We start from the raw sequence: 24,582 nt of genomic DNA on the forward strand, positions 1-24,582 counted from the left end.
TCATCCGTGGTAAGATGGGTGTAGGTCATTCGTGGTCACTCCTCTGTTTTTCTTTGGTCGGAAAATACATGTAGAGTGTACCATGAATGACTTTTTTAGTTGTCTAGCTTAATTTTACAATCGGCGATATGTAAAATTCCGCCCAGCACTTCTTATCCCTTTATATCCATCACCTCCATTAATGACATAAAAAAAGACACTTAAAAAAGTTCTTTTAAGCGTCTTTGCTCGTAACTATTTACTTTTGTGTAAAAACGATCTCTTTGGCAATCGACTCCATTGTCATTCGCCGCGACATGCTCAAATCTCGTAGCTTTTTAAAAGCCTCTTTTTCAGTTAATTGCTCTTCTTGCATTAAAATCCCTTTTGACCGTTCAATTAACTTTCTTATTTTAATTTCTTGTTCAGCAGTTTTAACTTCTTGTTTTAATTGTTTGGCTTTTCCTGCTTGATGGAGTGCTACTTCAATTGCAGGAATTAAATTGGTTTCAGATATTGGTTTTACCAAATATCCGAGAATATTATCTTGTTGAGCTTTTTCTATAAATTCCTTTTGGCTATAGGCTGTCAGTATCAACATAGGAAGATCTAATTGGTCTGCTATGATGCGACTCGCTTTTAGTCCATCAAGTTTAGGCATTTTAATATCCATTAAAATCAAGTCAGGCTTTAGCGAAAATGCCAACTCAATCGCTCGATCTCCGTCTCCCGCTTCTCCCACAACTTCATAACCGTTGTCTTCAAGCATCATCTTAATATCCATTCGAATAATTGATTCATCTTCTGCTATTAAAATCCTTTTTTTCATAGTCAATAATTACCTCCGGACTTATTGGAAACTGGATTGCAGCTAATGTCCCCCTGCGTGTAGGTAAGTATTGAAATTCACCATTCAAATCATGCTGAACTAAGTTTTCTACTATTTCTAATCCTAACGAAGGCTTGAGCTTTTTTATTCCGACGCCATTGTCGGAAATCTGTAGCTCTAAATTTTTTTCATCAGAAGAAAAACTAACGATGATTTCACCTACATCATCCACTGGAAAAGCATGTTTTACTGAATTTTGGACAAGTTCATTTATGATTAAAGAAATTGAAACCGCTTTCTTGGAAGGGAACAATATTTTGTTGCCATTTGCTATAATCTGTAATCGAATTTTTTTGTCGTTCTCATTCACAATTATTGTTGAAGCTATTTTTTCTACCAATTTAATAATATCGACATCGTCTTGATCTACGTTTTCATTAGCTAAAATTAACTCATAAACAGTTGATATGCTGAAGACTCGATTTAAGGTGTCTTCGAAATAAACTTTGCTCTCAAGCGGTATGCCTTTTCTCATTTGCAGCCGAATTAAACTAGCGATGGTTTGAAGATTATTTTTTACACGGTGGTGAATTTCTTGGATGACGAGTGACTTCATCATCAACTCTTTTTCTTTCATCCGCAACTCGGTTAAATCTTGAATGATCAACAATGTACCTTTTATTTTGCCTTTTTCCCTGAGCCTAACTTTTTTAACAACTAAATTTTTATGGTCTAACGTTAACTCAAATACGAAAACATCTTCTTCTTGCTCAAATACTGGTTGGAGGAAAGGAAGAAAATCTAGCAAATTCTTATCTTTAAACTTTTCTTCCTTGCTCATTTCAACAATAAATTGAACACCTACAGGATTCACATAGACTAAACGATTTTCAGCATCTGTCAACAGAAAAATTTCCATCAGTAAATCTGAAACCAATGGTAGCCCTCGATTGTTTTCTCCGAGAACTTCTTCAAACGATTGAGAGTTTAATGAAAAACTCTGCGAATCATTATTCAACATAAGAAAAGAAGGAATTTCTTTTTCTTGAATGATGACCCCAATCACCTCATCAGCGCCGTTGCTAATGGGCATTACACTTTGTTCTACTGATTTCCCTTCTTGAGTTAATGCTTTGCGGATTGCGGATTTTTTGCCTTTTCGATAACTGTAAAAAACACCTGGCTCAAAAGATTCGAATACAATTTTTCCAACCACGGAGTTTTCGTAAAGTGGGTTGCTAGTTGTAGGGAAAGCTTCGGCTACGACAATTGCATTTTCACTGTGCTTCATTTTACAGTCAATAAACATATAAGACTCTGAAAGATCTGCATATATTTGTAAGGTAGAAGCTGTTTTTTTCAATACATCAATATCTTCTTTTGTTAAGTTAGTAGATGACACACATAGGTCTTCTAATTGCGAAATCGACAATAAGATTTTCCACTCCATTTTGTTAGAATTATTTGAATTTATTATACATATCCATAATGATTTGGTCAATTTAATTTTAGGTATAAAGTTTTAAACAAGTTACATTTCTGGGTACTGGCTTGCTAGCTTCTTGATGTCTCTTTCTTAACGCTTTTTTCAAATTTACGTATATAAGCAGTCGCATAGTTAACTATTTAACACTCTTTATTTACATCGCTCCAATAATTAAAGTGAGACCGAATTGTTCTTCTGCCAGTATCTTAGGGACAAAGAAAGTTAATCTTTCGTATTTGAATCCCCTCCATTCTAATCATTACCATCCTTAAGTAATCTGAAAAAAATCGAATCGCTCTAATATAAAGTCTCAAGTTTGACTATCCGCATTTACAGATCATGATTTTTCTCTACTCACGAAAACCAGTTACCACAAAAAATGCCACCTCCAAAATCCATTAATTTCAAAAGTAGCATGTTGGTTGTAATCACTCATTTCTAACCCCAATGAAGTTTTCACTAAAACTTCATAAAAAACTCTTGATCCCACCATAAAAGTTTCTAAGATAGGTCTGTTGCCAATTTCCAGTTCAGAAACCAGGCAAATTCCCAAACAATTTAAATCCACAAAACTAAAAAAAGCGACTACCGGAATCAAATAGATTCCAATAGTCGCTTTTGCAACTTATTCTGTTAACTTCAAAACGGTTCTTATGAATTGTCTTTTAAAGAATCACAACCCCCGAGCTTTCACTTTTTATAAGCTTTGTATTTCCCTTCGAATAGATAGCCTCTTTCATTGCTTTTTACGACTGTTACCCCTACCGCATTTTCTAACAATTCGATTGTGATGACACCACTTCCATTAAAACCATCTTCGCTGTAATAGATTCTCGCTTTGTTATCTACAAATTTTGCTTCACTGTCTACCGAGCCAATGTACATCGCACCATAAGACATGGAATCGACTTGAACCTTAGCTATGTTTCCTTTAATGTTTTCAATATTCACAGACAGATACGGATCTTGGCTATTCGCTCTTTTGGTTTCCCAAAGTCCTTGATACTTTGTTAACGTAAAAGGCACAACCGGTTCTTTTTCAATACTTTGTTCAGTTTTATGAATAAAAACAGCATATTCCCCTCGTTTTAAAAGATCATTTGTTCCAAATTTTGCAGTTGACTTTCCTGTCGTGATTTTATGATCAACAAGAGCTGCAACCGCATCTGCATAACGGTCATTTACATCCGTAAAAGTAAGCTTCGATTTGTCACCTTTAATGTTATAGGCGGCTGATTTCGTTAGCATCAACGCCATTTCTCCGCGTTTCATTAAGTCGTTAAAACCAAAACTCTTAGTAGATTTTCCGTTAACAATTCCAGCTGCTTTTAAAGCGTTAATAGCAACGACTCCGCGTGTCGGTACGTCTCCAAATCCCGAAGAAGGTGCATCTTTTTCTGTAAAGCCAAGCGCATGCGCCAAAATAATTGCCGCATCTCCGCGTTTAACGTTTTGATCGATGCCAAACTTGGTTTTCGAAACACCGTTTGTAATGTCTTGAGTGACCAAGTAATTGACTGCTGGCTCATAGCGTTCTGACACGTCTGTGAATGTTGCGGCAGAAACCGGTGAAACCGCAAAAGCGACAACCAACATCGTTAAAGCTGAAGATTGGGCAATTTTTGTAAGTAATGATGAGTGAACTTTCATTTTTTCTCCTCCAATTTGAGTCAGACAACTGCATGACTTGAGTATACCGAGATTGACCTTATTCTTTACCGTACGTGAAACTAGACTCACTTGTTGTCTACGCATTTCATATGAAAAATTGCTGTTCTTTACACTTTTTTTCTTATCATCCATCTAGGTAATGTATACTAAACAACCAAATTATATCCACTCCATTCTAACTACATTTTAACTAACATTCTGATTATAATATGCTACTCAAGAAAAAGGTACCGGTATTTAGTTGTTTGGGTGCCAGGCACCCAAACAACTTCCAAACAATTTAAAACCAAGTTTGCTGGTAAGAATAGAATGTTTTAATGTATACTAGTTTCACTCACTAATTGAGTGAATGTTGTGAGAGTGGAATCTCCTACTGAAAGGAATGGTTGATAGATGAAATATGGATTTTGGCTACCGATTTTCGGGGGATGGCTGCGCAATGTAGAAGATGAAAACATGCCGACTACGTTCGACTATGCCAAACAAGTGGTACAGTCAGCGGAAAAATGGGGCTATGACATCACGTTGATCGCTGAACTGAATTTAAATGATATAAAAGGAATGGCCGCTGATTCGTTAGAAGCCTGGTCGACCGCGGCAGGACTTGCTGCTGTGACCGAGAAAATCGAAATCATGACAGCTATACGGCCCGCTTTTCATCATCCTGCAGTCACTGCGAAAATGGCAGCAAATATTGATCGAATTTCAAATGGCCGCTTCACGTTAAATGTCGTATCGGCTTGGTGGGCAGAAGAAGCCCGGCAATACGGCGGGCAATTTACTGAGCACGATGAACGTTACGACCGGACAGATGAGTTTTTGCAAATCGTCAAAGGCATGTGGACTGAAGAAGAGTTTTCATTTACCGGAAAATACTACGATGTCCAAAATGCACGTCTCGCACCAAAGCCTGTACAACGTCCGAATCCTATTCTCTATGCTGGAGGCGAAAGCCCACGCGGCAAGAAATCGATTGTTGACGCATGCGACGCTTATGTGATGCACGGCGGTACGGTAGAGGAAATCGCAGCGAAGATCAAAGACATGAAACACTTGCGACACCTGGCTGGGAAAGCACCGCTCCAGTCATTTGGTATGGCCGCTTACGTTGTGTGCCGCGATACGGAAGAAGAAGTGGCAACGGAATATGCTCGCATTGTCGACATGAAAGATTCGAGCGGCTATGTCGGTTATGACGATTTCGTCAGCAAATCACAACTGGAACAACAAGTAAAACTGGAAGATTATTCAGTCTCCAACCGGGGTCTTCGTCCGAACTTGATCGGTACACCGGAACAAATCGCTGAGCGGATTTTTGCTTACGAGCAAGTGGGACTGGATTTACTGCTGCTGCAATTTTCACCACAACTGGAAGAAATGGAGCGCTTTTCAAAACAAGTCATGCCACTCGTTGAAGAAAAACGACAAGCTCTTAAAGAACTTACCAACTAAGGAGGATACTGATGACTGAAAAGATTTACGTCATACACGAAAATGCAGAATGGACGACGCATTTATTTAAGCGGCTAGACGAATTGGAATTGCCGTACGAAGACTGGTTTATCAATGAAGGGCTCGTGGATTTGAACGACACCCCTCCTGAAGGCGTCTTTTACAGTCGCATGAGTGCCTCTTCTCACACGAGAGGTCACCGTTTTGCGCCGGAAATGGCCGATTCTTTACTTGCTTGGCTCGAGCACCATGGCAGAACGGTCTTTAACGGCACGCGCGCGTTGCGTCTCGAAGTCAGCAAAGTGAATCAGTCCATGGCATTGAATGCTGCCGGTATAAAAACGCCGAAAACAATTGCTGCGAACGGTCAGCAACAAATCATCGAGGCTGCCGAGAAGTTAGGTGCTTCGGCGTTCATCACCAAACATAACCGCGCTGGCAAAGGGCTCGGCGTTCGCTTGTTCCACTCAATCGATGCACTAAAGCAATACCTAGACAGCGACGAATTTGAGCCATCCATTGACGGCATCACGCTGATCCAGGAATACATCCAAGCTCCCGAACCGTTTATCACGCGTTGTGAATTTGTGGGCGGAAACTTTGTTTACGCAGTACAAGTGGATACGTCAGAAGGATTCGAATTGTGTCCAGCAGATGCTTGCCGCGTGGACGATCTGTTGTGCCCTGCTGGTGAACAAACAGAAGAACAACCGAAGTTTCAAATCGTAGAAGGATTCAATGATCCAATCATCGAAAAATACGAGAACTTCCTACGCCTCAACGAGATTGGGTTCGTTGCCTTTTATTTTAGCCTCATTCGCGACGTTTAAATTTTCCCGTACGACTTCATTCCCAACCCCAATTACATGGCCGCCGTTTAAGGGTTTGCTGTTAATAACGGCATGCTGGAGCTCGCGCAACTACTCGGCAGTTGTGTGGGTGCCAGGCACCCACACAACTGCCAAACAATTCCCACAAAAAAACCGGTGTCAGGAATCTGAGTGATTCCTGGCACCGGTTTTTTCATGCACTGCATCTTACACACAAGTCACACCAAACGCTTACTTCTCGCAAGCAATCAAATCTTTATCACGATCACTCTTTTTGTTGGCGTCATACAAGGCTTGGGAAACAAACGGCTTGTGTTTCGTTACGCCGCCTTTGTTTTTCACTTTGGAAGAACGAGCAATGCCACCTTTATACTTTTTGTTGATTTCGGTGCAGTTGGCATAGGTCTTCGCTTTTACGCCTGCAGCGTCTGCTGGCGTAGGAGCTGCGCTAAATGTAAAACTAATAACCACCATCAATGACATAATTGCAAAACCAATTTTCTTCATTATTGTTTCCTCCTCTTCGCAATTATTTGCGCTGAAATTTTCCGTCGCCGTCTTTACTCACGACAAAAAAAGTCATCCAAATATTGTTAACTCACTTAGTGTACCAGTTAGTTAAGCCTAAGACTATAGCCTTAAATAAATAATTTTTCTGTAGAGCTATTTAATAAAATCATGTGGAATTCGTCGTCTTTTTTCTTTTCTACATAAAAAGCTCCATTCCCAAGAACACAAAGTCCTCAGCAATAGAGCTTTCACAACTTACATTACCTAACCACGCAAACTTACTCTCCAAAACACAGCTTTACACGCCTGCTGCTTTCTTCTCTTTTTTCTCTCGTTGGTCTTTTTTGTAATACGGATCCGCTGTGAAAAACTCGACCGTCAACGCCTTTACCTTTTTACTCAACAGCAAAATAGCGAAAACATTCGGAATCAGAATGGCTGCAAGCATAATGTCTAGGAAGCCCCAAATCACTTCTGCTGTACCAACCGCTCCTAACACAACCGCCAAAATGTAAACGACTTGCATGCCGTAAGAAGCCTTTAAGCCGAACAAGAACTCCGCCTGCTTAGCCCCGTAAAACACAACGACCAAAATCGTTGACAACACAAAGAAAATCAAACAAATCGTAACGAGAACGGCGCCAAATTGGCCGAAATACGATTCAAAAGCAAGACTCGTTAGCGCAGAAGAGTTCTCCATTGCGCCTTCTTCTGTCCAGACACCTGAAGACAACACCACAAAAGCCGTTGCCGTACACACAATTAGCGTATCGACGACTACCCCAATGACCGCCCAGAATCCTTGACGCACAGGATGATCGGTCATCGCCGCTGCGTGAGCAATAGGTGCCGTACCGAGTCCCGCCTCGTTTGAATACAGGCCGCGGGCAAATCCCCAGCGAATCACTTCCACAATCGCTGCGCCTGCAAAGCCACCCATCACCGGTGCAGGCGAAAAGGCATTGCTGAAAATCAGCATAAAGAATTCCGGAACGGCACTAACATTCATCAGCAAAATGACCAAAGCCCCTCCGACATAAACCAAGGCCATAAACGGCACAAAAATTTCCGTCACTTTTCCAATACGCTTAATGCCGCCAAAGACCACAATCGACACCAGGATCGCTGTCGCAATGCCCGTCCACAACGCTGGAATAGCGAATGTCGCTTCGACTGTCGTCGCGATGGAATTTCCTTGCACCATGATGCTCGGGATCAATTCAATCATCAAGGCGAATGAAAACCAAATCCCCAACCATTTCATGTTCAAGCCTTTGGTCATGTAATACATCGGCCCGCCGACAAATTCGCCCACGCTGTTTTTCTCACGGTACTCAACAGCAAGTACGCTTTCCGAAAATTTCAGCGCCATCCCGATCAACGCAATAACCCACATCCAAAAAACAGCACCCGGTCCACCAAACATAATCGCGGCCGGCACCCCGACAATGTTAGCCGCTCCGATTGTCGAAGACAGAGCCGAGGTTAATGCCTGAAAAGGCGTAACTGTTCCTTCTCCTTTTGGTTTTTTAAAGACACTGCCAAAAGTTTGCCCAACGATGTAACCAAAATAACGAAATTGAAAAAAGCCAAGTTTCACTGTCATGTAAAGACCTGATATGAGCAACACGGTGATGAGTGGAACTCCCCATAACCAAGCTGAAAAATCAGCAACCCCCTGCAAAAAACGCTCCAACGAATTTCCCCCTCAATACTATTTCAAGATATAGATTTTTTCCCTAATCAAAATAGGAATAAACTCAAATCAGGAAATTTCCCAACAAAATAGGAGAAATTTATATAGAGACATTTTGCATCACTCAAATTATCAAAATATTAAAATAACTTAATGTAAAAAATTGCGATTAGTTTTTTACAGCTACCCGATCAACCCGCTTTAGACATACAATTTCCCACTCCATGCGTTAACCTTCCACTCTTACAAAACGCCCACCGACCTTTGGCTTTCATAAAGTTGTCATTCCCATGCGCCACATAGCGTTCTTGCCTATCTATAGAAGTAAAAAGTGGTCGGTGCTGCTCAGGCAGGCCGGTCCTCTTCACCTCTATTTTTAGAATCGCCCATCTTTAAAAAAGGAGTTTCCGCGAGTCGATAATTCCCTTTTCCCCTCCTCCCTAGCCTTAGACATCTGGCAGTCCGTGATTGCAATGGCACATGGTGCTGGTATGATGACAGGAGTAGCTTTTTTTACTTTAGCGAAAGGTGGTAGGAGCATGAACAAAATTTTGGCGTCGACAATTTTAGGAATGGGCGTAACAGGTGCTGTCCTCATCCTATCGGTTGCTCAGTTATTCAACCCGTCATCCGACACGGTATGGGAGATCCTTACGGCCGGTTCAGCAATGGCTTTCGTGGTCCTTGCGATTTCAGCACTAACACTCCGGCGACGACTTGATAAAAAAACAAACTAACAGTGCATGCTCGTCTCTAGTTAGGAACCGCATATTTGTTTATGTAATCCAACGACATATGAATACTTCCAGTAATCAGCGATTTTCCGAATGTCGTTAACAGGATTTCTAACTAAACAATACCGCCTTCGAAATCGATTGATTTCACTGAAGGTGGTATTTTCTCTATCCCATTTCTTTGTCTAGACGGAATTGTTCCGCTTAAAAAGACGCGTTTTCTTGTCTACTTAATCTTACTCATGCAATTTTTCAAAAGAACAATAAAGCCTGAGCGAGTCGTTATCGAAATCGCTCAGTTTAGCATAAACCGCTTCCATTACATCTTTACGGTGTTGAAGGATAAACAGCAAGCCTTTCGTGATCTGCAAATGGTTGTCCGCTGCATCCGAATTATAAAAAGCGATGCCGAACAGCCAATCCCCTTCTTTACTGTTTGCCTCAGATTTAATCGTATAAACAATCCCGCTCATCTCGTCTTTAACTTCTAGCACCCCATCCTTTTCACAAAGCACTTCCGCCAGGATCCATAGCGGGTGCAACCATGCTTCAAGCACTCTTGTTACGCCAGTCCGATGATTGTTTTTCAGTTCGCGCTTCACAAACGCCACCCATAAATCACGGTTCTCTATATAAGCATAACTCTCAAAAGACAAATTACTAATTAAATAAGGAGGAAAAATCGCTTCCAACGCTGTGAACCACTGGTTATCCCGCTGAATCATTTCCTCGACATGGGTGATGTTCATGCCTTCATCGATAAATCGCCGGTTGATGACCGCCAGTTCTCTCTCTGCCAGTTCCTTCAAATCGAGCGTTTGTTCTTGACCATGACATTTCTTATACTTTTTGCCGCTGCCACACGGGCACGCATCATTGCGTCCAATCATTTAGCACGACCTCCTTCGAGATTCTCTAAAATTCATACAGCGCAACTATGATCTGTTCTTTCATATGCGATTTCACCTTTTTATTCGTCCTCGAACTCTCTATCATGAACAGCTACTCTGTTTTCCTACTCGACTTCCTCAAACTGATCGAACATCTCCAGTTTTATAGGATTTCCCATCAATCGCCACTAACGGCATTGGATTTTCTGATAAATCCGAATCGATGCGTCCTAGTAAGCGGTCATGTTGGAGCGAATACTAGCACTGGCCATTTGGAATTCGCCTTTTTGGATGTAGATTTCAGCCATTCCTCGTTCAGCCTTGGCAATCAACTCCAACAACTGCCCTTGATCCACGTCTAGCTCACCATGGATGGTAAACTGATAACCCCCATCTTCTAGCTCTTCCGCTTCCATACTGACACCCATCTCGTTTTCTCAACCGAAATGGATAGGGCTTGCCTTCCCCGTCTTGAATCGTTACGCCGTCTGGATAACTTGTCGCTTCCACACAAAGACGCTCCGACTCTTCTTTTGAATTCCAGTGACTATAGGCATCTTTTTTTCCGCATCTGTCACATAGCGACCTATCCGCACCTCTTTTCTCACTTACTCTTTCTCTTTACACTAAGCGAAAATCCAACAAATTGGAATGCTACATCTGTTCGTCACCTCTAATGCAGAAAAGTTGGTGCCACGGCTGATGCAGCGTTGATTTATGGCGATTCTCACGGCTTTACTGGGACATTTTCTCCATAAGGTTACTGTGCTTATTGATGACGAGTTAACGCTCTTCATCAATACAATTGCGCTCTTCGAAATTCTTTGCCTGGCGTGATTTTTTCACTGATAGAATCTGAGTTAACACACATACTTACGTTATAAAACGAACAAAAAATATCGCTACACTGATATAAAATGCATTAAAATAAAAATAGGAAAATAAATTATGTTAGAGGTGATTATTTGAAGCAACCGTTTTCTTTGCCCTTCCTCCCTGTTGAGTTTGATAGTAAAACCGAATTGTTTTTCTACAAGAAAGTCGTGACAGCCTTGGCCAAGTTGGAGAAGTTAAAGGAGAAATTGCGTTATTCCGTAGTCAATCAATCCTTTTTGGAATTGATTACATTGATGGAGTCTGTGCAATCGACAAGAATTGAAGGGACGCAAGTGACATTCCACGATATGTTGGAGGATCAATTGGATCACCAGGACGACTGGGAAAAGACTGAAGTGAGAACCTATCAGGAAGCATTGGCCATTGGAATCGAAGCGGTGCAAGCTGGCTATCCCTTATCCGAACGATTAATCCGGCAGATTCATGAAGTCCTCATGAAAAACGCAAGAGGTTCTTCGGGTGCCTCTGGCAACTACCGGCGTGTCCAAAATTTCATCGGTCCCACTAACCAGTTGAAAGATGCGGCCTATATCCCTCCAGAACCGCAATTGATGGATCAGTATATGACGAATCTGGAACGGTTCATCAATGGCAATCCCTATGCAGAAGAACCGTCGGACGAGCTGCATTCACTGATCAAATCAGCCATCATACACGCCCAATTTGAATCGATTCATCCTTTTTTGGACGGGAATGGCCGATTGGGTCGAATCTTAATCGTTCTTTATTTATTGCAGAGCAAACTGATTGAAACGCCTTATTTTTTCTTGAGCGAAGAGTTGGAACGAGAAAAATTCAAGTACTACGCGTTATTAAACGGTGTCCGTGGCATCGACAAACCGGTTCCCGATTGGAAGTCCTGGATCAGTTTTTTCCTAGATGCCACCATCAAAATGGCCGGCCACCAGTATGATAAACTAAATCAGGCAGAAGAACTTTACCAGTCCGGATTAGCGAGGTTAACGCAACCCTCTACACAAAAAGTTTGGCGCGCCATGTTCCATTCACCGATTGCGGACGTTAAACAATTGGAGGTGTTGACAGGCCTTGCACCTGTCACGATACGCCAAAGCCTAAAGCAGCTAGTTCAGCAAAATTTGGTATTCGGAAACGATCGTCAACGGAATCGACGTTATTATCTCTATGACTTAATCGCGATCATGAAAGAGTAACTGGCAACGTAAAGACTCTCCTTCCCATATTGAGAAATTGGGGCCTTGTTCTCTTTTTATCCTCCAAATTTCTCAAATGGTCCCTGTGAGCTACGATTATATGGATTGCCACAAAATGTGCTAGTATGCGGTAAAGAGGTGATCGACAATGGAGTCTAAACGTAAACTGGAAATTGCACGTATTGCTATGAAGGAGCGTCGAAATTCTAAGTCGACTCTGCCAGATGATTTCCTGAAAACGGTAGAAGAGAGAACAGGAGAAATTGTTTCTGATTTAAAGACGGGTAGACAACGCCCTCGCTCTAAAGATGAGACAAAAATCCTTCTGATGGTTGAAAAGGAATATGGAAAACAAAACGGAACGATATAAATGATGTTTCTCCACAGTTCCTAAACACTCCCCGTGAGTGGTGCAATTACGACTAGTTATGTAGATCAGCAACTACACAAATGCCACCTTCGAAATCGATTGATTTCATTGAAGGTGGCATTTTCGTTATTCAACTTCTTTCCTTAAGATGCGATTTTCAAGCTTCGTCTATAAAATAGAAGGTCTTTTGGGCAAGGACTCCATTTACTTAAGAAGCACGATTCAGCGATAAAAGATACCGCCATACCTTTTCAATGTGTTTCGCTGAAAATAGTTCTTTCTTGCGATTGCTCCAATTCTGAACTTGTTCCGTCACAAAAGATAAATCCATTGATCGTTCTGGATATTGTTTCACCACCCAATGGACCGTCGCTAATAATTCCATTCCATATGGTGTTTCGAATCCTTGAATGATCTCATTCACTTTTTTCAAGCGTTTGAGGGACTCTCTGTCTCTCCGAAGAAATGCAATTGCATGGTCTGCTGCATCTTCCAACAGATAGATTTCCGCTTCACTGCTCCGGTCCCCGTAGCCTCGAATAAAATGACCTTCAATTCGTTGAAGCACATGATTTAAACTGTCTGCATATGGACCATATTTATTTTTCTGAAATCGCAGTTTCATGGGTTCTCCGACTTCTTGCAAAAAATAAGCCAGTTTCTGAATCTCCAAATGAGAGAGCCGATACCCAGGTCCAGAATAGCTATCCATCAGGGAAAGCAATAGAGCACGCCCTTTTGTCATCCGAGGCTCCGTTGTCCCGATTTTCATCTTGTCGGGCAAAGGCGAGCCAGCTGGTCCGTATAAATGAACTTCCACTGGAACATCTTTGAAGGCCTGCTCAATTTTAACGCGAACGCTATCCCACTCCAGTCCTCCGTTCCCGCAGCCAAGAGGCGGAATGGCAATTGTCTGAATCCCCAATTCGGTTATGGTCTTCACTAAATCCTGAAGTCCCAAATCAATGTAATTCATTTTTGAGGGATTTTTCCAATGCTCTTTTGTTGGGAAATTGATGACGTATTTAGGGTTTGTCAATCCTTCTACAGGAACAACGTGCATACTGCCGACTTTTACTTGCCCTAGCTTACTGTCTTTTGCATATTGCTTGAACACATCTGGAAATGCCTGTTTGAACTGCAGTGCAATTCCCTTTCCCATAACTCCGACGGTATTAACTGTATTCACATATGCTTCTGCCGAATCTTCCAGTAAATTTCCTGAAGACCGAATAATCATTTCACTCACCTCACTTATAATAGAAATGTCTGCGTATGCCCACTGGTTTATTGACTTGATGATTTTTTAAAAGTTCTTCTACCCGATCCTTCGCTAGTTGATTTATCACAGCAAAGCCTGTAAAGAGCTGGATTGGAACTTTTTTATGTACGAGAAATTCTGCTTGCCTCCGCCGCTTTCTATCGGGATCTTCCTCAGTGTCTTTCCAAAACGGATCTTCCATCAATGGCCAATCAATTTTGTTCAATTCTGTTAAGTCAGAATAAAACTCTGATATCACCATGATTGCATGGCCATCTGTAAACAGATAAGGCACTCCGCTTCGATCGATTGTTTCGGTATCTGTAACTAAGTACACCATCTCTTCCTGATTGGTTCCATTATGGAGCACCGAATACAGCATAGGTGAACGCGCAGCAAAATAAAATGGAACATATTCATGCAAGCTTCCATGGGGCGCCAGCGGAATAGAAGTAGTGGATCGTCTTTCTTAAATACGGGGATTGGCAATATCCTGATATTGCGTATTGCGCAATGCCATTTCTGAATAAGCTAATAACTCTTGATTTTTTAAAATAGATGGCAAGTTCTTAATATGTGTCATATGAAAAAGCAACTTATTCGTTTCCATTTTACACATCCAGACTCATCTTTTCTTTTTGCCTAACTGATTACCTTTTCACTTATTTTATCATAATTTCATGATACTTTCCTTGATTCACTCTGCAGGTTCTCCCGCTGCTCATTTGTGATAAAACTTTCAATCGAGCAAAACAGTTTAGCAGTCTTTAAGCCACCACTTTATCAGCCTCCTCTCTATGTCTCGCCTATTTAAGCACTCACCTACACAAAAAAACCGTTCCGCTAAATCTCCGGATACGGCTTTTTTTGCATAAGCATAAGGTTGTTAGCCAACACTCGCGTTATCTTTGACACAGGTCGCCATTTGCCTGAATGACATCACTAAAAAAAGCTGTCCTGATCGCTTACTTTTCTTCCACTCCGACATAATTCAATCCTTTTTTGCTCTTTTTCAAATGATACCCAGCACCCGACTCCACAACTTGCGATTCAAACCGGATCATCTGCGCCTGCATTTTGTAGCGCAGTTCGTAGGCTCGCTGGATTCTCTTATTGAACGTGTGGAAGCTGACATCGAGACGAATGGTGCTGTTGTTGCTCAGCTCGACTAGGGTATGGCTCGTTCCTGAACGCCTGTAACTCCTGACGTGCCGGAGCGACAGCCAAACACAGTCTTCCCGGAACGGCGACCTGCTGGGAAACAAAATAATGTCGCGTTCTTTGTCGACAATCACCGGGTTCATATACCTTTTATCCAGGAGGGTCCGGGCACCATCCAATGCCCCTCTCATGCTAGAACCACGAAACCGCAAATTCATGTCGATCAGGTCATATGGACTCAAGCCCGCCTTCGTAATTTCGTCTTTTTTGCAAATCAATGAATTCAAAAATCCATTTTCATCAAAATCCGGCAAGATGACAATTGTCTCGGAACTGATGCCATACTCCGGTTTCATTTCACTGTTTTTAATTGTTTTCTGTCTCACTTGTAGTCCCCCTTTTAATTTAACCCTTAAAATTTAAAGTTATTTGGAGTATACTAACAAGTAGTTGGTATACTCCAGCTATTCTCCCTCGGGTGACCGTTGTCCAGACTGTCACACCCGGGGGTTTTCTATTGCCGTCGTTTGCTCACTCACATCTTCCTCACCTCCTTCGAGTTGCAGCCAAGCATGGCTCCTATTGTGGTCTTGCTGGATAAACTACAGACGCTGAGTGACTTGAAACTGTTTTTCTCTTGCCTTTATTCTTCTATCGGTTAATGAACGAGGGGCTGTTCTTTCGTAACAACTCCGTTCATCATTACGCGCGGATAATTTTTCTTGCCCAACTGATGATAGGGAGATCCGTTAATGGTCGTTGCCACTCCATTATTACTCATATGTCTTTACTCCTGTTTTTCATTTACTTTATTATACATTTATGACTATTTAAAAGTCTAACTATTTTAAATACTTTTTTAATAACTTTTTGGTGCTATTTTACTATTTGTTACTCCTACTCAGTTTTTTACTTAAATCGTTACAGATTTTCTGTTAATCGAATAAAATAAGCTGCTTTTCCGCTCAACAATCACCATCATCTTTTGTTGATCAAAAAAAGAATGCTCTTCCGACAAAAATCGGAGGGGCATTCTTTTAACACACACTCACTTAGTCTGGAGAAAAAATTTTGTGTTTGCTGCGTTTAATCGAGCCCCAGCTGCCACCGTTCTTTTTATAACCAACGAATGCAAATACTCTTACCACGGATAAAAAATACCGATACACCGCATTTTCTAAAGTGACAAATACGCTTGCTTTTATAATATCCAAGGCTTTCAATTTGTGTCCTTGTATATATACTCTTTGAAAGAAAGCGGTCATTGATAAAATAATACCGTAAACGGTGTAAATTAAAAACAAGCCGATCATAAATGGTACATTCAATAAATTAAAATGGGAAGCAAGTAAGAGTGTCAATAAACCAAATACTTCAATGAATGGGCCAATTAATTCAAATAACCAATAGTATACATACGATACATAACTAACTGGTTTGTATCGAAAACGAAGCAACATTTCTGGATAACTTGTTAGCGATTGGAATAAGCCAATATGCCAGCGTCTTCTTTGTTTGGCAATATCTTTAAGCGATCCTGGAGCTTGACTCCAACATACAGCTTCAGGAACATAACTAATTTTATACGGTCTTCTGTTATTTAACATAAATGTGTGAAGTCGCATGACCAGTTCCATATCTTCGCCAATTGTTTTCCTTTTATAGCCTCCAACTTCCACAACTATGTCTTTCTTATATAAACCAAATGCACCCGAAATGATTAAGTTCCCACTAAATTGGTCGAGTAAAATACGTGATGCTAAAAAAGTTCTGTCATATTCTACTACTTGCATTCCTATAATAGGCGACCAAGGCATAGTGTAATTAGAGACATGTCCGTTTGTCATTTCTACGCTTTGTGCCACCCGAACCATACCACCAACAGCTATCACTGTTTCATCCATCATAAAAGGTTGAATAATCTTTTCTAGAGAATCATTTTGTAAAAGAGAATCCGCATCGACGGTAAGAAAATAAGGATATTTCGCAGCATTAATCCCCATATTTAAGGCGTCGCCTTTTCCTCCGTTTTCTTTTAGAATCACCTTCAGATGAATATTTTTTATTGACGCTTCGTACGTAGCACTTTCTTTCTTGCAAGCAACCCTACGATGCACTGGGCTATCGATTCGATGGAAAGGGAAGTTGTTCAGTAATTGAGTTATTGTTCCATCTGTTGAGCCATCATCTACAATTATAATTTCATATAACTTATAATCGAGTTGCAGTAAAGCTTTCACACTATCTACGATGACGGTTTCTTCATTATAAGCGGGTATGATAATGGAGATTGGCATATAATAATCATGTTTGATTTCATTTTTCAACCTTACTAATTGATCTTTCTCCTGGAGCCGAACTGCACCAACAAGAACCGATAAAAATAAAAAAGTTGTATACAGAAACATATAAGTGATAAATATTATAGCGACAATAGCAAAAAATCTTTCAACAAACAGATTCAACTACTTACCTCCTTTCTAAATCAAGATGATAGCTTAGCATCTCTTTTGCGTAGCGATCACTTCCATTTAACACTTCTAAAATGTCTTCCTGAGTAGGAATTATAGCAAGCAGTGAAAGACTTGCGTTCTTTCGCACATGCCAATTACTGTCTGTTAATGCATTCTTCAGTGAAGACACTACCACTTCTGAAGAATACGAACCTAGTCCAGATGCAGCGACTATTCGAATTGCGTCTTGTTTATCTGAAATTAAACTTATCAGTTCTTGCTCTACTTTCGGAGAAGGATGTTTTTTGAAATAACGCATAATTTGTAGTTTCACTTCTAACCTTGTCTCTTTTTCAATTAGTTTTTTGTAAAATAATTCTTGATGATTTGGTGATTTAATAGTAATAAACCCGATAAGCCCCAAAACAATCGATTCTTGAAATTCTTGATGGCGTTCCCACAATATATTGATTAGTTCTTCGGAGTCGAAAGGATACGTTACTAATCCATCCTGAACCAACTTAGGTTGGTGATACAAATTTTGACGTGTTAAATAAAGAAAAATTTCGACAATCCATTTGGAGTTTGGTTGCTGACACATTGCCAACAAAACGTTTTCTCGCAAATAGATCGTAGGCTCGTCTAAATAAGAGAGCAACCTACTGTATATAATTGGCGCATTCCATTGTCCTTTAGAACATTTTGCAATAAAATAAGCCAGATACGCTTGATTCATTTGATTAGAATCTTGATGATACGCTGTAAGTTCGATTATGATCGGTTCAATTTGATGAAGATAAATATCATTTTCATAAGCTTGAGTATCTAATTGCGTTAAGGCCTTTTCGAAGTAAATCAGATGGTTGGTTTTCTTAAGTTGTTTGCTCAGTCTGTCGATATGTTCTTTATTTAGAAAACCATCTTGTTGAATTTCATGATTTTGATCTACTATCATTTTCATATATCGTTTTATAAAAAGGGCTTCATATTTTTTATAATACAATTGATAAATGATATAGAAGACTGTGTAAAAGAGTATCAAAAAGCAGAAAAGAAGGTACAACTGTAGTAATAGTACAGACATTTACTTTTCTCCTTTCCAATATGACTTTACTTGTTCGTAGGAGGGCTTTCTATATTCCTTTACACGAACGGATGGTTTCAATTTTTCAACTGGGATCTCAATGTAATTCTGCGGTTTAGTTTTTTCAGTAAAATAACTAAGATAAAACTCATTCACTTCCAGGGGCTCTACACCGTAATTTTGATAATAATCATCGTGAATTGTAAACTTCAGCGGATCGTAAATATTGAATAGCTGATACGGTATACGTATTTCTAGCACGCCTTCTGATAAAAAGACATCTGCTTCATTATTGTTTTCATTCCATAACTTTAACGGATCTGTTGAAGCAAATTTAAAATTATACAGTTTTTTTTGCTCATTTAATTCTTGTTGACTTAAAATTTTGTTTTCATTTATAAGATATTTTGCTCGTTGAAAATGAGTAGAATCCTTTTCCGGGTAGGTTTCAAATGGATTTTCTCCCGTTACCTGTTCTAAAAAGTTTTCTCTTAAGCTTTCGTAGCGATCTTGAACATAACTAGTGGCCCCTTTTTCATGATTTATCTCGATAATGAAATCTATTTTTCTATTAAAAACTTCATCCACCACATTTGGGTTTTTGCTTCCAAGGTCAGGGTGTGTATCTAATGCTAGATACACATTTTCTTTTGCTGAAATCGTGTCATCTTCAATCCAAAAATAGATATACGCATGATCCCTAGTCATGGCAACATTAGCATCTTCTTTCTGATAACTCGAGTCTACCTTCTGCCAATCTTGTTTATCACCATCTACAGACATTAAACGGCTATCTCGATAAGGTTTAAATCCCATCAAGCCAAAATGTTGTGTATTCGTCAGTGGGTCATGCCACTCATTGATTTGTTGCAAATCTACAGCATAAGAAGTTTCCGGAACGCGGCGATCCCAAACATCTTGCCAGGAACGAATAAAAGCGCCATTATAGCCAAAATCATAAAACTTTTTCAAGTCGCCGATTATCTCTTTGCCTTGATCTGATTGCGCGTTTATATAGCTTTCACTAGCGTGACTAAAACTACTAATAATAACAGGCATGTCGTGTGCCTGACGAAGTATGTCAAGATAGTTTCTGTCACTTGAATTTATTTGTTGATCCTTTAATTCAAGCAATTCAGGTTTAGGAATTTCTTCCCTTTCGTAAGCATAACTAGCAAAGAGACCAGATTCTAATTTAGTGGATGCTTGAATAGAATCCATTGAAAAGGTATTAAATTTACCGATTTGCGGGGCATAGTGTGCTTGATATTGAAATGGATCCATCACAAAAGAGCTATTTACCGATATCAGCCGCTGACTACCGTATTTATTGGTTTCATAACTGATGATATTTTCAATTACTTTTGCCATCATCGTTTCAAATTGTGTTGCTTCAGCAGCAACAGACACATATTCTCCAGAAAACCCCTTTTCTTGATCAAGTGTATGATTGATATAAGCCACTAGATCTTGATTCCACGTGTCGCCTATTAAAAAGCCAATTACCCAAGGAGAAATATCATGCCGATAAAGACCCGCCCCTTTGTGATCATTCGTCACTAAAAGCTTTTTTCCATGAATGATATCAACGAGATCTTTGCCATCCTTATTCAAAACTTCGTTAAATGGGATATTTTCAGCCACTTTGTTGGTCTTCCACTCATCTGTTGCCACAAGCATTCCTTGAAGCAGATAAAGTGGCTTTTCTCGACCCGTGTTATATTGATAAAAAGCATTGTAAAATTGACTATCCTGTACAGTGGATACTCTAATGGTATTAGCTCCCATTTGTTGGATTTCTCCAAACCACTTGACCCACGTTTCGACATCAATGGAATAATCGGTGCCTCTTTTCGGACCATATGCGCTATCTACTTCAATTCCTTTTATATCGAAAGGGGTTTTGCTTTCGTCCCCCGTTCGATAGATCACATCATTTCCACTATAAAAAGGTGTCTGAACATCCGAAAGAGTAGAAAAGTTAAGATAATAACTTTTTGCATATACAAGGTAAAAAACGCCTAAAACAAAAAACAAAAAGAGCCCTGATGCTATTAAAAACCGTCTCATCGTGCCTCTCCTTTCGTCCTAATTCACTGTAACTACTACTTAATTGATTCGTGACTGTGACGAGATGGATGACTATATTGGCGAAGGGTATCAATATTGTTATCTAGCCATTCCCCTCTTTTTTCAAGATATCCTTTTAGTTGAGCAATTGCTTCTTCGTGGTTTTCTACATTTCGCTCTACTCGATGGAGATAATTTCTCGTATCATACTGAGATAAATCATACATATCTTGCCAACGCGTATTATTTCGTTCGATTGAGCTTCCTAAAAAATTGACAGTATCGTCAATATAGTTATTAATCCGATCCTCATTTAGCTTGTTTTTGCGAAGTTCAACATAACGCCGGATTAACCCGTTAGTGAAATCTTCATCTTTTAGTAATCGCTCATAAAAAATACTCTGTGTCATGGAATAACCAGATTCACTAAAAGAAAGCTCTTGATAATTATCCAATGAATTATTGAAGTCCCAAACTACTGGCGTCAACTTACCTTTCAAGTCACGATAAAAATAAGTTGAATAGTGACCAGCGTCAATATTTCGAAATAATTCGTTTATAATAAAGTAATCATAGAATGCTTGGACATCGATTAGGTCCTTATAATGCTGATTGTCTTGAGCATAAGGATACTGATAAATCACGTTTGTGATATACGATAAGTCTCGACTAACAAACTGCTCTCTTTCTATCGTATATTCATCGTTTTTTGGGTATTTTAACTCAGCGGCAGAAGGAAAGGATTTGTACGTATAGGTTAAGAAATTAGTTAAAGTAGAATCCATTCGGTAAGGACGATCATATTCCACAATATAGCTAGTCATATCACTATTATTCTCGGGTGAAGTTAATGCAAGTCGCCCTTCAGATTTTAAAATCTTTTCCATCAATAAATACAACCCTTCGTATTTATCATTTACAAAGACTTCGACGTATCGTACATTTGGCGCATAATTCATAATTTCACCAGTCAAATTCATGGCCAAGTAATTACGCAAAAGGCTGCGATCTAAATAAGGCCCATGTAATGCCCAATTATTATCCGCCTCCATGCCTAACATCGAGACCTTTTTCTTGTGTTGATTTTTATCGACAAAGTTTAAATCATAGGATTTTTTTCTAAAAGATCTCGACGAGTTTCCTCGATAATGAATCATTGCGCTCATTTCTTGAGGGAGCGATTGTCCTTCGTAGAGTTGAACAAAAGCTTTAATTTCACTTTCTCCATCTTCTGTAACTTCATATTTCCCTTTAACTTCCTCTATTGACTCTCCTGGGATTATTTTTTCGCCTGTATCAATTCTGATGACAGGCAAATGCGTATTCATATCAGCGAAATCAAGCACAGTCGACATCTCGGTACTCGCCTCTTTGTGTTGGTGTATTCTTTTTTTAAATTCACTTTTATCAATCAACGGTATCATCATTAAAAATAAAACTAAAAATGGAATCATTAGAAGGAATAGTGTACGCCTGCTAATCATTTATCCGCTGATTTCGTCACTTTGTGTAATAATATTGACGTAATCAATTCCTCCCAATTTGTATAGCGTTTCGACCGTTGACTGATTTGAATTTTCGCCTTTTTCGTAAGCTGTTCGAGAGAGTTCATAAATCCATTCGATGCTTTCGTTTGTGGTGTTTTTAACTTTTAAAAATGCTTTTCTATTAAACTGACGGAAAACGGTGCCTTCTACCTCTTTCTCTGAGTCTCGGTCTGCTTTAATAATAATCAATAAGCGCTGATTATTTGTTACGCGACCAAGAACTAAAAGAATGATAAATACTGCCATCGATCCGATAATTGCTACAGGATAAAATCCTGCACCACACCCAATCCCAACAGTAATTGCCCAAAATATGTAGGTCGTATCACGAGAATCTTTGATAGCTGTACGGAAACGAACGATTGATAGTGCACCAACCATACCGAGTGATAAAGCAATATTGCTGCCAATGACCATCATGACAGTTGCTGTTAAAATCGCTAATGTAATGAGTGAAACGTTAAATTTGCGACTATAAGCTGTGCCGACATGCGTATACCAATAGGAAATAAAAATGGTTAACGACAGAACAACTGCTACTAGTAAATTGGTAAGTACATCGGGTATTGATATGTCAGGTGACAAATCTGCTACCTGGGCTAATAATTCTTGCATAAATATCCTCCTAAAGCATGTAATCCATGCTAATTTTTCTGCTTAAACAATATTTGCTTACTGACAATTGGTTATGTACGGATTCTTCTAGTAGGTCTTTAATATACTGAAGTAAAAAGCCATTATATTTCACTTCCAATACGACCTGACTTTCATCTAGAAAACTATTTTCCACTAACTTGTCTGAAAAAATATTAAAATTACTTTCTGACCCTCGTATTTCTTGATCAAACGTTATGCGAATCTTATTTTCCTTGGCGACAAAGGCATCACGCTCGTAAGTGACAACCGACTTTGGTCGATATACATATTGCATAATCATGTAATAGCACTCTAGTAAAAATGGATGATTTAGTTCTAACAACATGCTATAATCACCTGCGATTAAACGCTCTCCTTGTTCTCTTGTCATTTTATAGGAAGTCTTTTTTTGGTTATTGCCTTCTTTCTTTTTCATTTCCAATAAGCAAAAACTTGGGTCATGCATATACGTTCGTAAACGAAGTTTACGTCGTAATTCAATCCCATCTATTTTCTCATGATAATCACGGTCATCTATTGAATCGAAATACAACGACCGAATCGTATACCCATCACCTTTACTGTAACGATACAGATTTTGTTCACTATTTTGATCTCGGTGCATCACTTGTGAAATTTTATGACGCAAGCTGTAGTAAGTTTCTTTTGAAATAAGGTATTTATGTTCTTCACGAAATACACTATTCATTTTCTATCACCTCTTTAAATGCATGATAATCATGGTAAGCAATATTCACAGGTTGGTCTTTATAATGAGCTATTAGGCGATCACTGTTTTCTATTGCGGCTAAATAACCTTCATTATAATAACTGTTTTTATTTGTTAGCCCATGATCTCCAGGTCGTTTAAACTCATATATGGTTGTAATAGGCTTATTCGCCTCTTTAGCTTGCTCGGCTTCATGATCCATGTGGTCAATTTCTTTATCGCGGTAGTAATTCATCACAGCTGTTTCGGTTGAAGCCTCACTAATAATTGTATTAACTGCGTTTTTATAGCCTTTTGTATCATAAAAATACGGAATAACTACGATTAACTCCAAACCACTATTTTCTGCAGCTTGATCTAACCTCTTCATACTAGTTATATAACTTTCTTGAATCGAGTTGTCTGTCCAATCAAAATCATCCATAACGTAAGGTTCCACATCGACAATGACGCCTTTTATTTGATGATCTTCCGGTAGTTCTCGATTAATTCTTTCTACTCTTTCAAGTCTTTCGATCATCTTTTCTCCTGATGCATCTAACGCCCATTCTGGTATTCCAATAAGACTATATACCTCGATTTCATTACGAGTTACGTCCGTTACAAAGGAACCCACTTCTTCATCGGTCAAACTACTTGAGAACGCTTGAAATACTCGATCGAAATTATACTCTTTAAGATTGCTGATTAGCTGTTTTTTATTATCTGTAACTTCTTCAGAAGACCATGAAAAAATTCCATATTGAGGATCAGGTTGTATGAAAGTTTCTTCTTCTAGGCCAAAATACGCAAAAATAAATAGGGTCATTGTCAACAGTAAGAGGATAAATAAAATCCATTTTTGTTGTTTTTTCACTCTCTTCCTCCCCTCTATAGACAAACAACTAGACAAAATTCAATTTTAGTTTAATTATCCCAATAAATCAAGTAAATATATCCATAAAAATGATACTTTAGAAATATATTAAAGGCATTTAAGTAAATGTGTAAACAAATAACACGATATAAAAGAACTATTAAATTCTTATTTTATTACGTGTGATATTATAGATTTACTTGATTTAGAAGAGTTTTTTTATTCAAAGATAGCTGTAGTTGGGTGGTTATACGTGCTACGTAAAAAA

The 24,582-nt window shown here is 39.3% G+C and carries 22 protein-coding genes and 2 pseudogenes; 5 read left to right on the forward strand and 19 right to left on the reverse strand.

Features of this window, described 5'->3' with window-relative positions; all coding sequences use genetic code 11:
* Positions 1 to 238: 238 nt before the first annotated feature.
* The 3 genes from QMF37_RS14590 to QMF37_RS14600 all read right to left on the reverse strand — a co-directional run bounded on the left by QMF37_RS14590 (position 239) and on the right by QMF37_RS14600 (position 3,944).
* Complete coding sequence (locus QMF37_RS14590) at positions 239 to 808, reverse strand: ANTAR domain-containing response regulator (RefSeq protein WP_283478715.1); 570 nt, start codon at positions 806 to 808, stop codon at positions 239 to 241.
* Complete coding sequence (locus QMF37_RS14595) at positions 777 to 2,258, reverse strand: sensor histidine kinase (protein ID WP_283478658.1); 1,482 nt, start codon at positions 2,256 to 2,258, stop codon at positions 777 to 779. Before QMF37_RS14595 ends, QMF37_RS14590 begins: the two co-directional genes overlap by 32 nt.
* 726 nt (positions 2,259 to 2,984) lie before the next feature.
* Positions 2,985 to 3,944 carry an S-layer homology domain-containing protein gene (locus tag QMF37_RS14600; RefSeq protein ID WP_283478659.1) on the reverse strand — a complete coding sequence of 320 codons (960 nt, stop codon included), beginning with the start codon at positions 3,942 to 3,944 and terminating at the stop codon, positions 2,985 to 2,987.
* 414 nt (positions 3,945 to 4,358) lie between these two features.
* On the opposite strand from QMF37_RS14600, the gene QMF37_RS14605 reads away from it, so the two are divergent.
* Both QMF37_RS14605 and QMF37_RS14610 read left to right on the forward strand, forming a co-directional pair.
* Positions 4,359 to 5,417 carry an LLM class flavin-dependent oxidoreductase gene (locus QMF37_RS14605; protein ID WP_283478660.1) on the forward strand — a complete coding sequence of 353 codons (1,059 nt, stop codon included), beginning with the start codon at positions 4,359 to 4,361 and terminating at the stop codon, positions 5,415 to 5,417.
* Positions 5,418 to 5,428: 11 nt separating this feature from the next.
* A pseudogene (locus QMF37_RS14610) lies at positions 5,429 to 6,295 on the forward strand (ATP-grasp domain-containing protein); the annotation flags it as partial.
* Between the two features lie 183 nt (positions 6,296 to 6,478).
* On the opposite strand, the gene QMF37_RS14615 reads toward QMF37_RS14610, so the two are convergent.
* On the reverse strand, positions 6,479 to 6,754 hold the full coding sequence (locus tag QMF37_RS14615; RefSeq protein WP_283478662.1) for an excalibur calcium-binding domain-containing protein: 276 nt from the start codon (positions 6,752 to 6,754) through the stop codon (positions 6,479 to 6,481).
* A 301-nt stretch (positions 6,755 to 7,055) separates the two neighbouring features.
* Entirely contained in the window at positions 7,056 to 8,453 is a 1,398-nt protein-coding gene (locus QMF37_RS14620; protein ID WP_283478663.1) for an alanine/glycine:cation symporter family protein, read from the reverse strand.
* A 473-nt stretch (positions 8,454 to 8,926) separates the two neighbouring features.
* On the opposite strand from QMF37_RS14620, the gene QMF37_RS14625 reads away from it, so the two are divergent.
* The gene (locus QMF37_RS14625; protein WP_283478664.1) at positions 8,927 to 9,190 is read left to right on the forward strand and encodes a hypothetical protein; all 264 of its coding nucleotides are present in this window, start codon (positions 8,927 to 8,929) and stop codon (positions 9,188 to 9,190) included.
* Positions 9,191 to 9,423: 233 nt separating this feature from the next.
* On the opposite strand, the gene QMF37_RS14630 is transcribed toward QMF37_RS14625, so the two are convergent.
* From QMF37_RS14630 to QMF37_RS14635, 3 genes are all read right to left on the reverse strand, one after another.
* Entirely contained in the window at positions 9,424 to 10,077 is a 654-nt protein-coding gene (locus QMF37_RS14630; protein WP_283478665.1) for a YecA family protein, read from the reverse strand.
* A gap of 138 nt (positions 10,078 to 10,215) precedes the next feature.
* Positions 10,216 to 10,302, reverse strand: coding sequence for a hypothetical protein (locus QMF37_RS18300; protein ID WP_481861833.1), 87 nt, complete (start codon positions 10,300 to 10,302; stop codon positions 10,216 to 10,218).
* A gap of 5 nt (positions 10,303 to 10,307) precedes the next feature.
* On the reverse strand, positions 10,308 to 10,505 hold the full coding sequence (locus tag QMF37_RS14635) for a DUF7686 domain-containing protein (RefSeq protein ID WP_283478666.1): 198 nt from the start codon (positions 10,503 to 10,505) through the stop codon (positions 10,308 to 10,310).
* A 537-nt stretch (positions 10,506 to 11,042) separates the two neighbouring features.
* Here QMF37_RS14635 and QMF37_RS14640 point away from each other — a divergent pair.
* The gene (locus tag QMF37_RS14640; RefSeq protein ID WP_283478667.1) at positions 11,043 to 12,146 is read left to right on the forward strand and encodes a Fic family protein; all 1,104 of its coding nucleotides are present in this window, start codon (positions 11,043 to 11,045) and stop codon (positions 12,144 to 12,146) included.
* A 148-nt stretch (positions 12,147 to 12,294) separates the two neighbouring features.
* A complete protein-coding gene (locus QMF37_RS14645; RefSeq protein WP_283478668.1) occupies positions 12,295 to 12,516 on the forward strand; it encodes a hypothetical protein in 222 nt (73 codons plus the stop codon).
* A 208-nt stretch (positions 12,517 to 12,724) separates the two neighbouring features.
* Here the strand turns inward: QMF37_RS14645 and darG are convergent, their stop codons facing one another.
* The 11 genes and pseudogenes from darG to QMF37_RS14700 all read right to left on the reverse strand — a co-directional run bounded on the left by darG (position 12,725) and on the right by QMF37_RS14700 (position 24,314).
* On the reverse strand, positions 12,725 to 13,756 hold the full coding sequence (gene darG, locus QMF37_RS14650) for a type II toxin-antitoxin system antitoxin DNA ADP-ribosyl glycohydrolase DarG (protein ID WP_078080644.1): 1,032 nt from the start codon (positions 13,754 to 13,756) through the stop codon (positions 12,725 to 12,727).
* A 10-nt stretch (positions 13,757 to 13,766) separates the two neighbouring features.
* Positions 13,767 to 14,396, reverse strand: a pseudogene (gene darT, locus QMF37_RS14655) (type II toxin-antitoxin system toxin DNA ADP-ribosyl transferase DarT).
* Positions 14,397 to 14,742: 346 nt separating this feature from the next.
* Entirely contained in the window at positions 14,743 to 15,324 is a 582-nt protein-coding gene (locus QMF37_RS14660; RefSeq protein WP_283478669.1) for a competence protein ComK, read from the reverse strand.
* A 272-nt stretch (positions 15,325 to 15,596) separates the two neighbouring features.
* Positions 15,597 to 15,719, reverse strand: coding sequence for a hypothetical protein (locus QMF37_RS14665; RefSeq protein ID WP_283478670.1), 123 nt, complete (start codon positions 15,717 to 15,719; stop codon positions 15,597 to 15,599).
* Between the two features lie 271 nt (positions 15,720 to 15,990).
* The gene (locus QMF37_RS14670; protein WP_283478671.1) at positions 15,991 to 17,403 is read right to left on the reverse strand and encodes a glycosyltransferase family 2 protein; all 1,413 of its coding nucleotides are present in this window, start codon (positions 17,401 to 17,403) and stop codon (positions 15,991 to 15,993) included.
* Between the two features lie 4 nt (positions 17,404 to 17,407).
* Positions 17,408 to 18,475: a HEAT repeat domain-containing protein gene (locus QMF37_RS14675; protein ID WP_283478672.1), complete on the reverse strand. Its 1,068-nt coding sequence runs from the start codon at positions 18,473 to 18,475 to the stop codon at positions 17,408 to 17,410.
* Positions 18,476 to 20,545, reverse strand: coding sequence for a hypothetical protein (locus QMF37_RS14680; protein WP_283478673.1), 2,070 nt, complete (start codon positions 20,543 to 20,545; stop codon positions 18,476 to 18,478). It lies immediately after the preceding gene.
* Between the two features lie 35 nt (positions 20,546 to 20,580).
* On the reverse strand, positions 20,581 to 21,900 hold the full coding sequence (locus tag QMF37_RS14685) for a CotH kinase family protein (protein ID WP_283478674.1): 1,320 nt from the start codon (positions 21,898 to 21,900) through the stop codon (positions 20,581 to 20,583).
* A gap of 129 nt (positions 21,901 to 22,029) precedes the next feature.
* Positions 22,030 to 22,707 carry a DUF4956 domain-containing protein gene (locus QMF37_RS14690; RefSeq protein ID WP_283478675.1) on the reverse strand — a complete coding sequence of 226 codons (678 nt, stop codon included), beginning with the start codon at positions 22,705 to 22,707 and terminating at the stop codon, positions 22,030 to 22,032.
* 10 nt (positions 22,708 to 22,717) lie between these two features.
* On the reverse strand, positions 22,718 to 23,437 hold the full coding sequence (locus QMF37_RS14695) for a polyphosphate polymerase domain-containing protein (protein ID WP_283478677.1): 720 nt from the start codon (positions 23,435 to 23,437) through the stop codon (positions 22,718 to 22,720).
* On the reverse strand, positions 23,430 to 24,314 hold the full coding sequence (locus tag QMF37_RS14700; RefSeq protein WP_283478678.1) for a hypothetical protein: 885 nt from the start codon (positions 24,312 to 24,314) through the stop codon (positions 23,430 to 23,432). The genes QMF37_RS14695 and QMF37_RS14700 overlap by 8 nt, the downstream gene beginning before the upstream one ends.
* Positions 24,315 to 24,582 lie beyond the last annotated feature (268 nt).

This window comes from Planococcus sp. S3-L1 (assembly GCF_030063085.1).
GTDB classification, from domain to species: domain Bacteria; phylum Bacillota; class Bacilli; order Bacillales_A; family Planococcaceae; genus Planococcus; species Planococcus kocurii.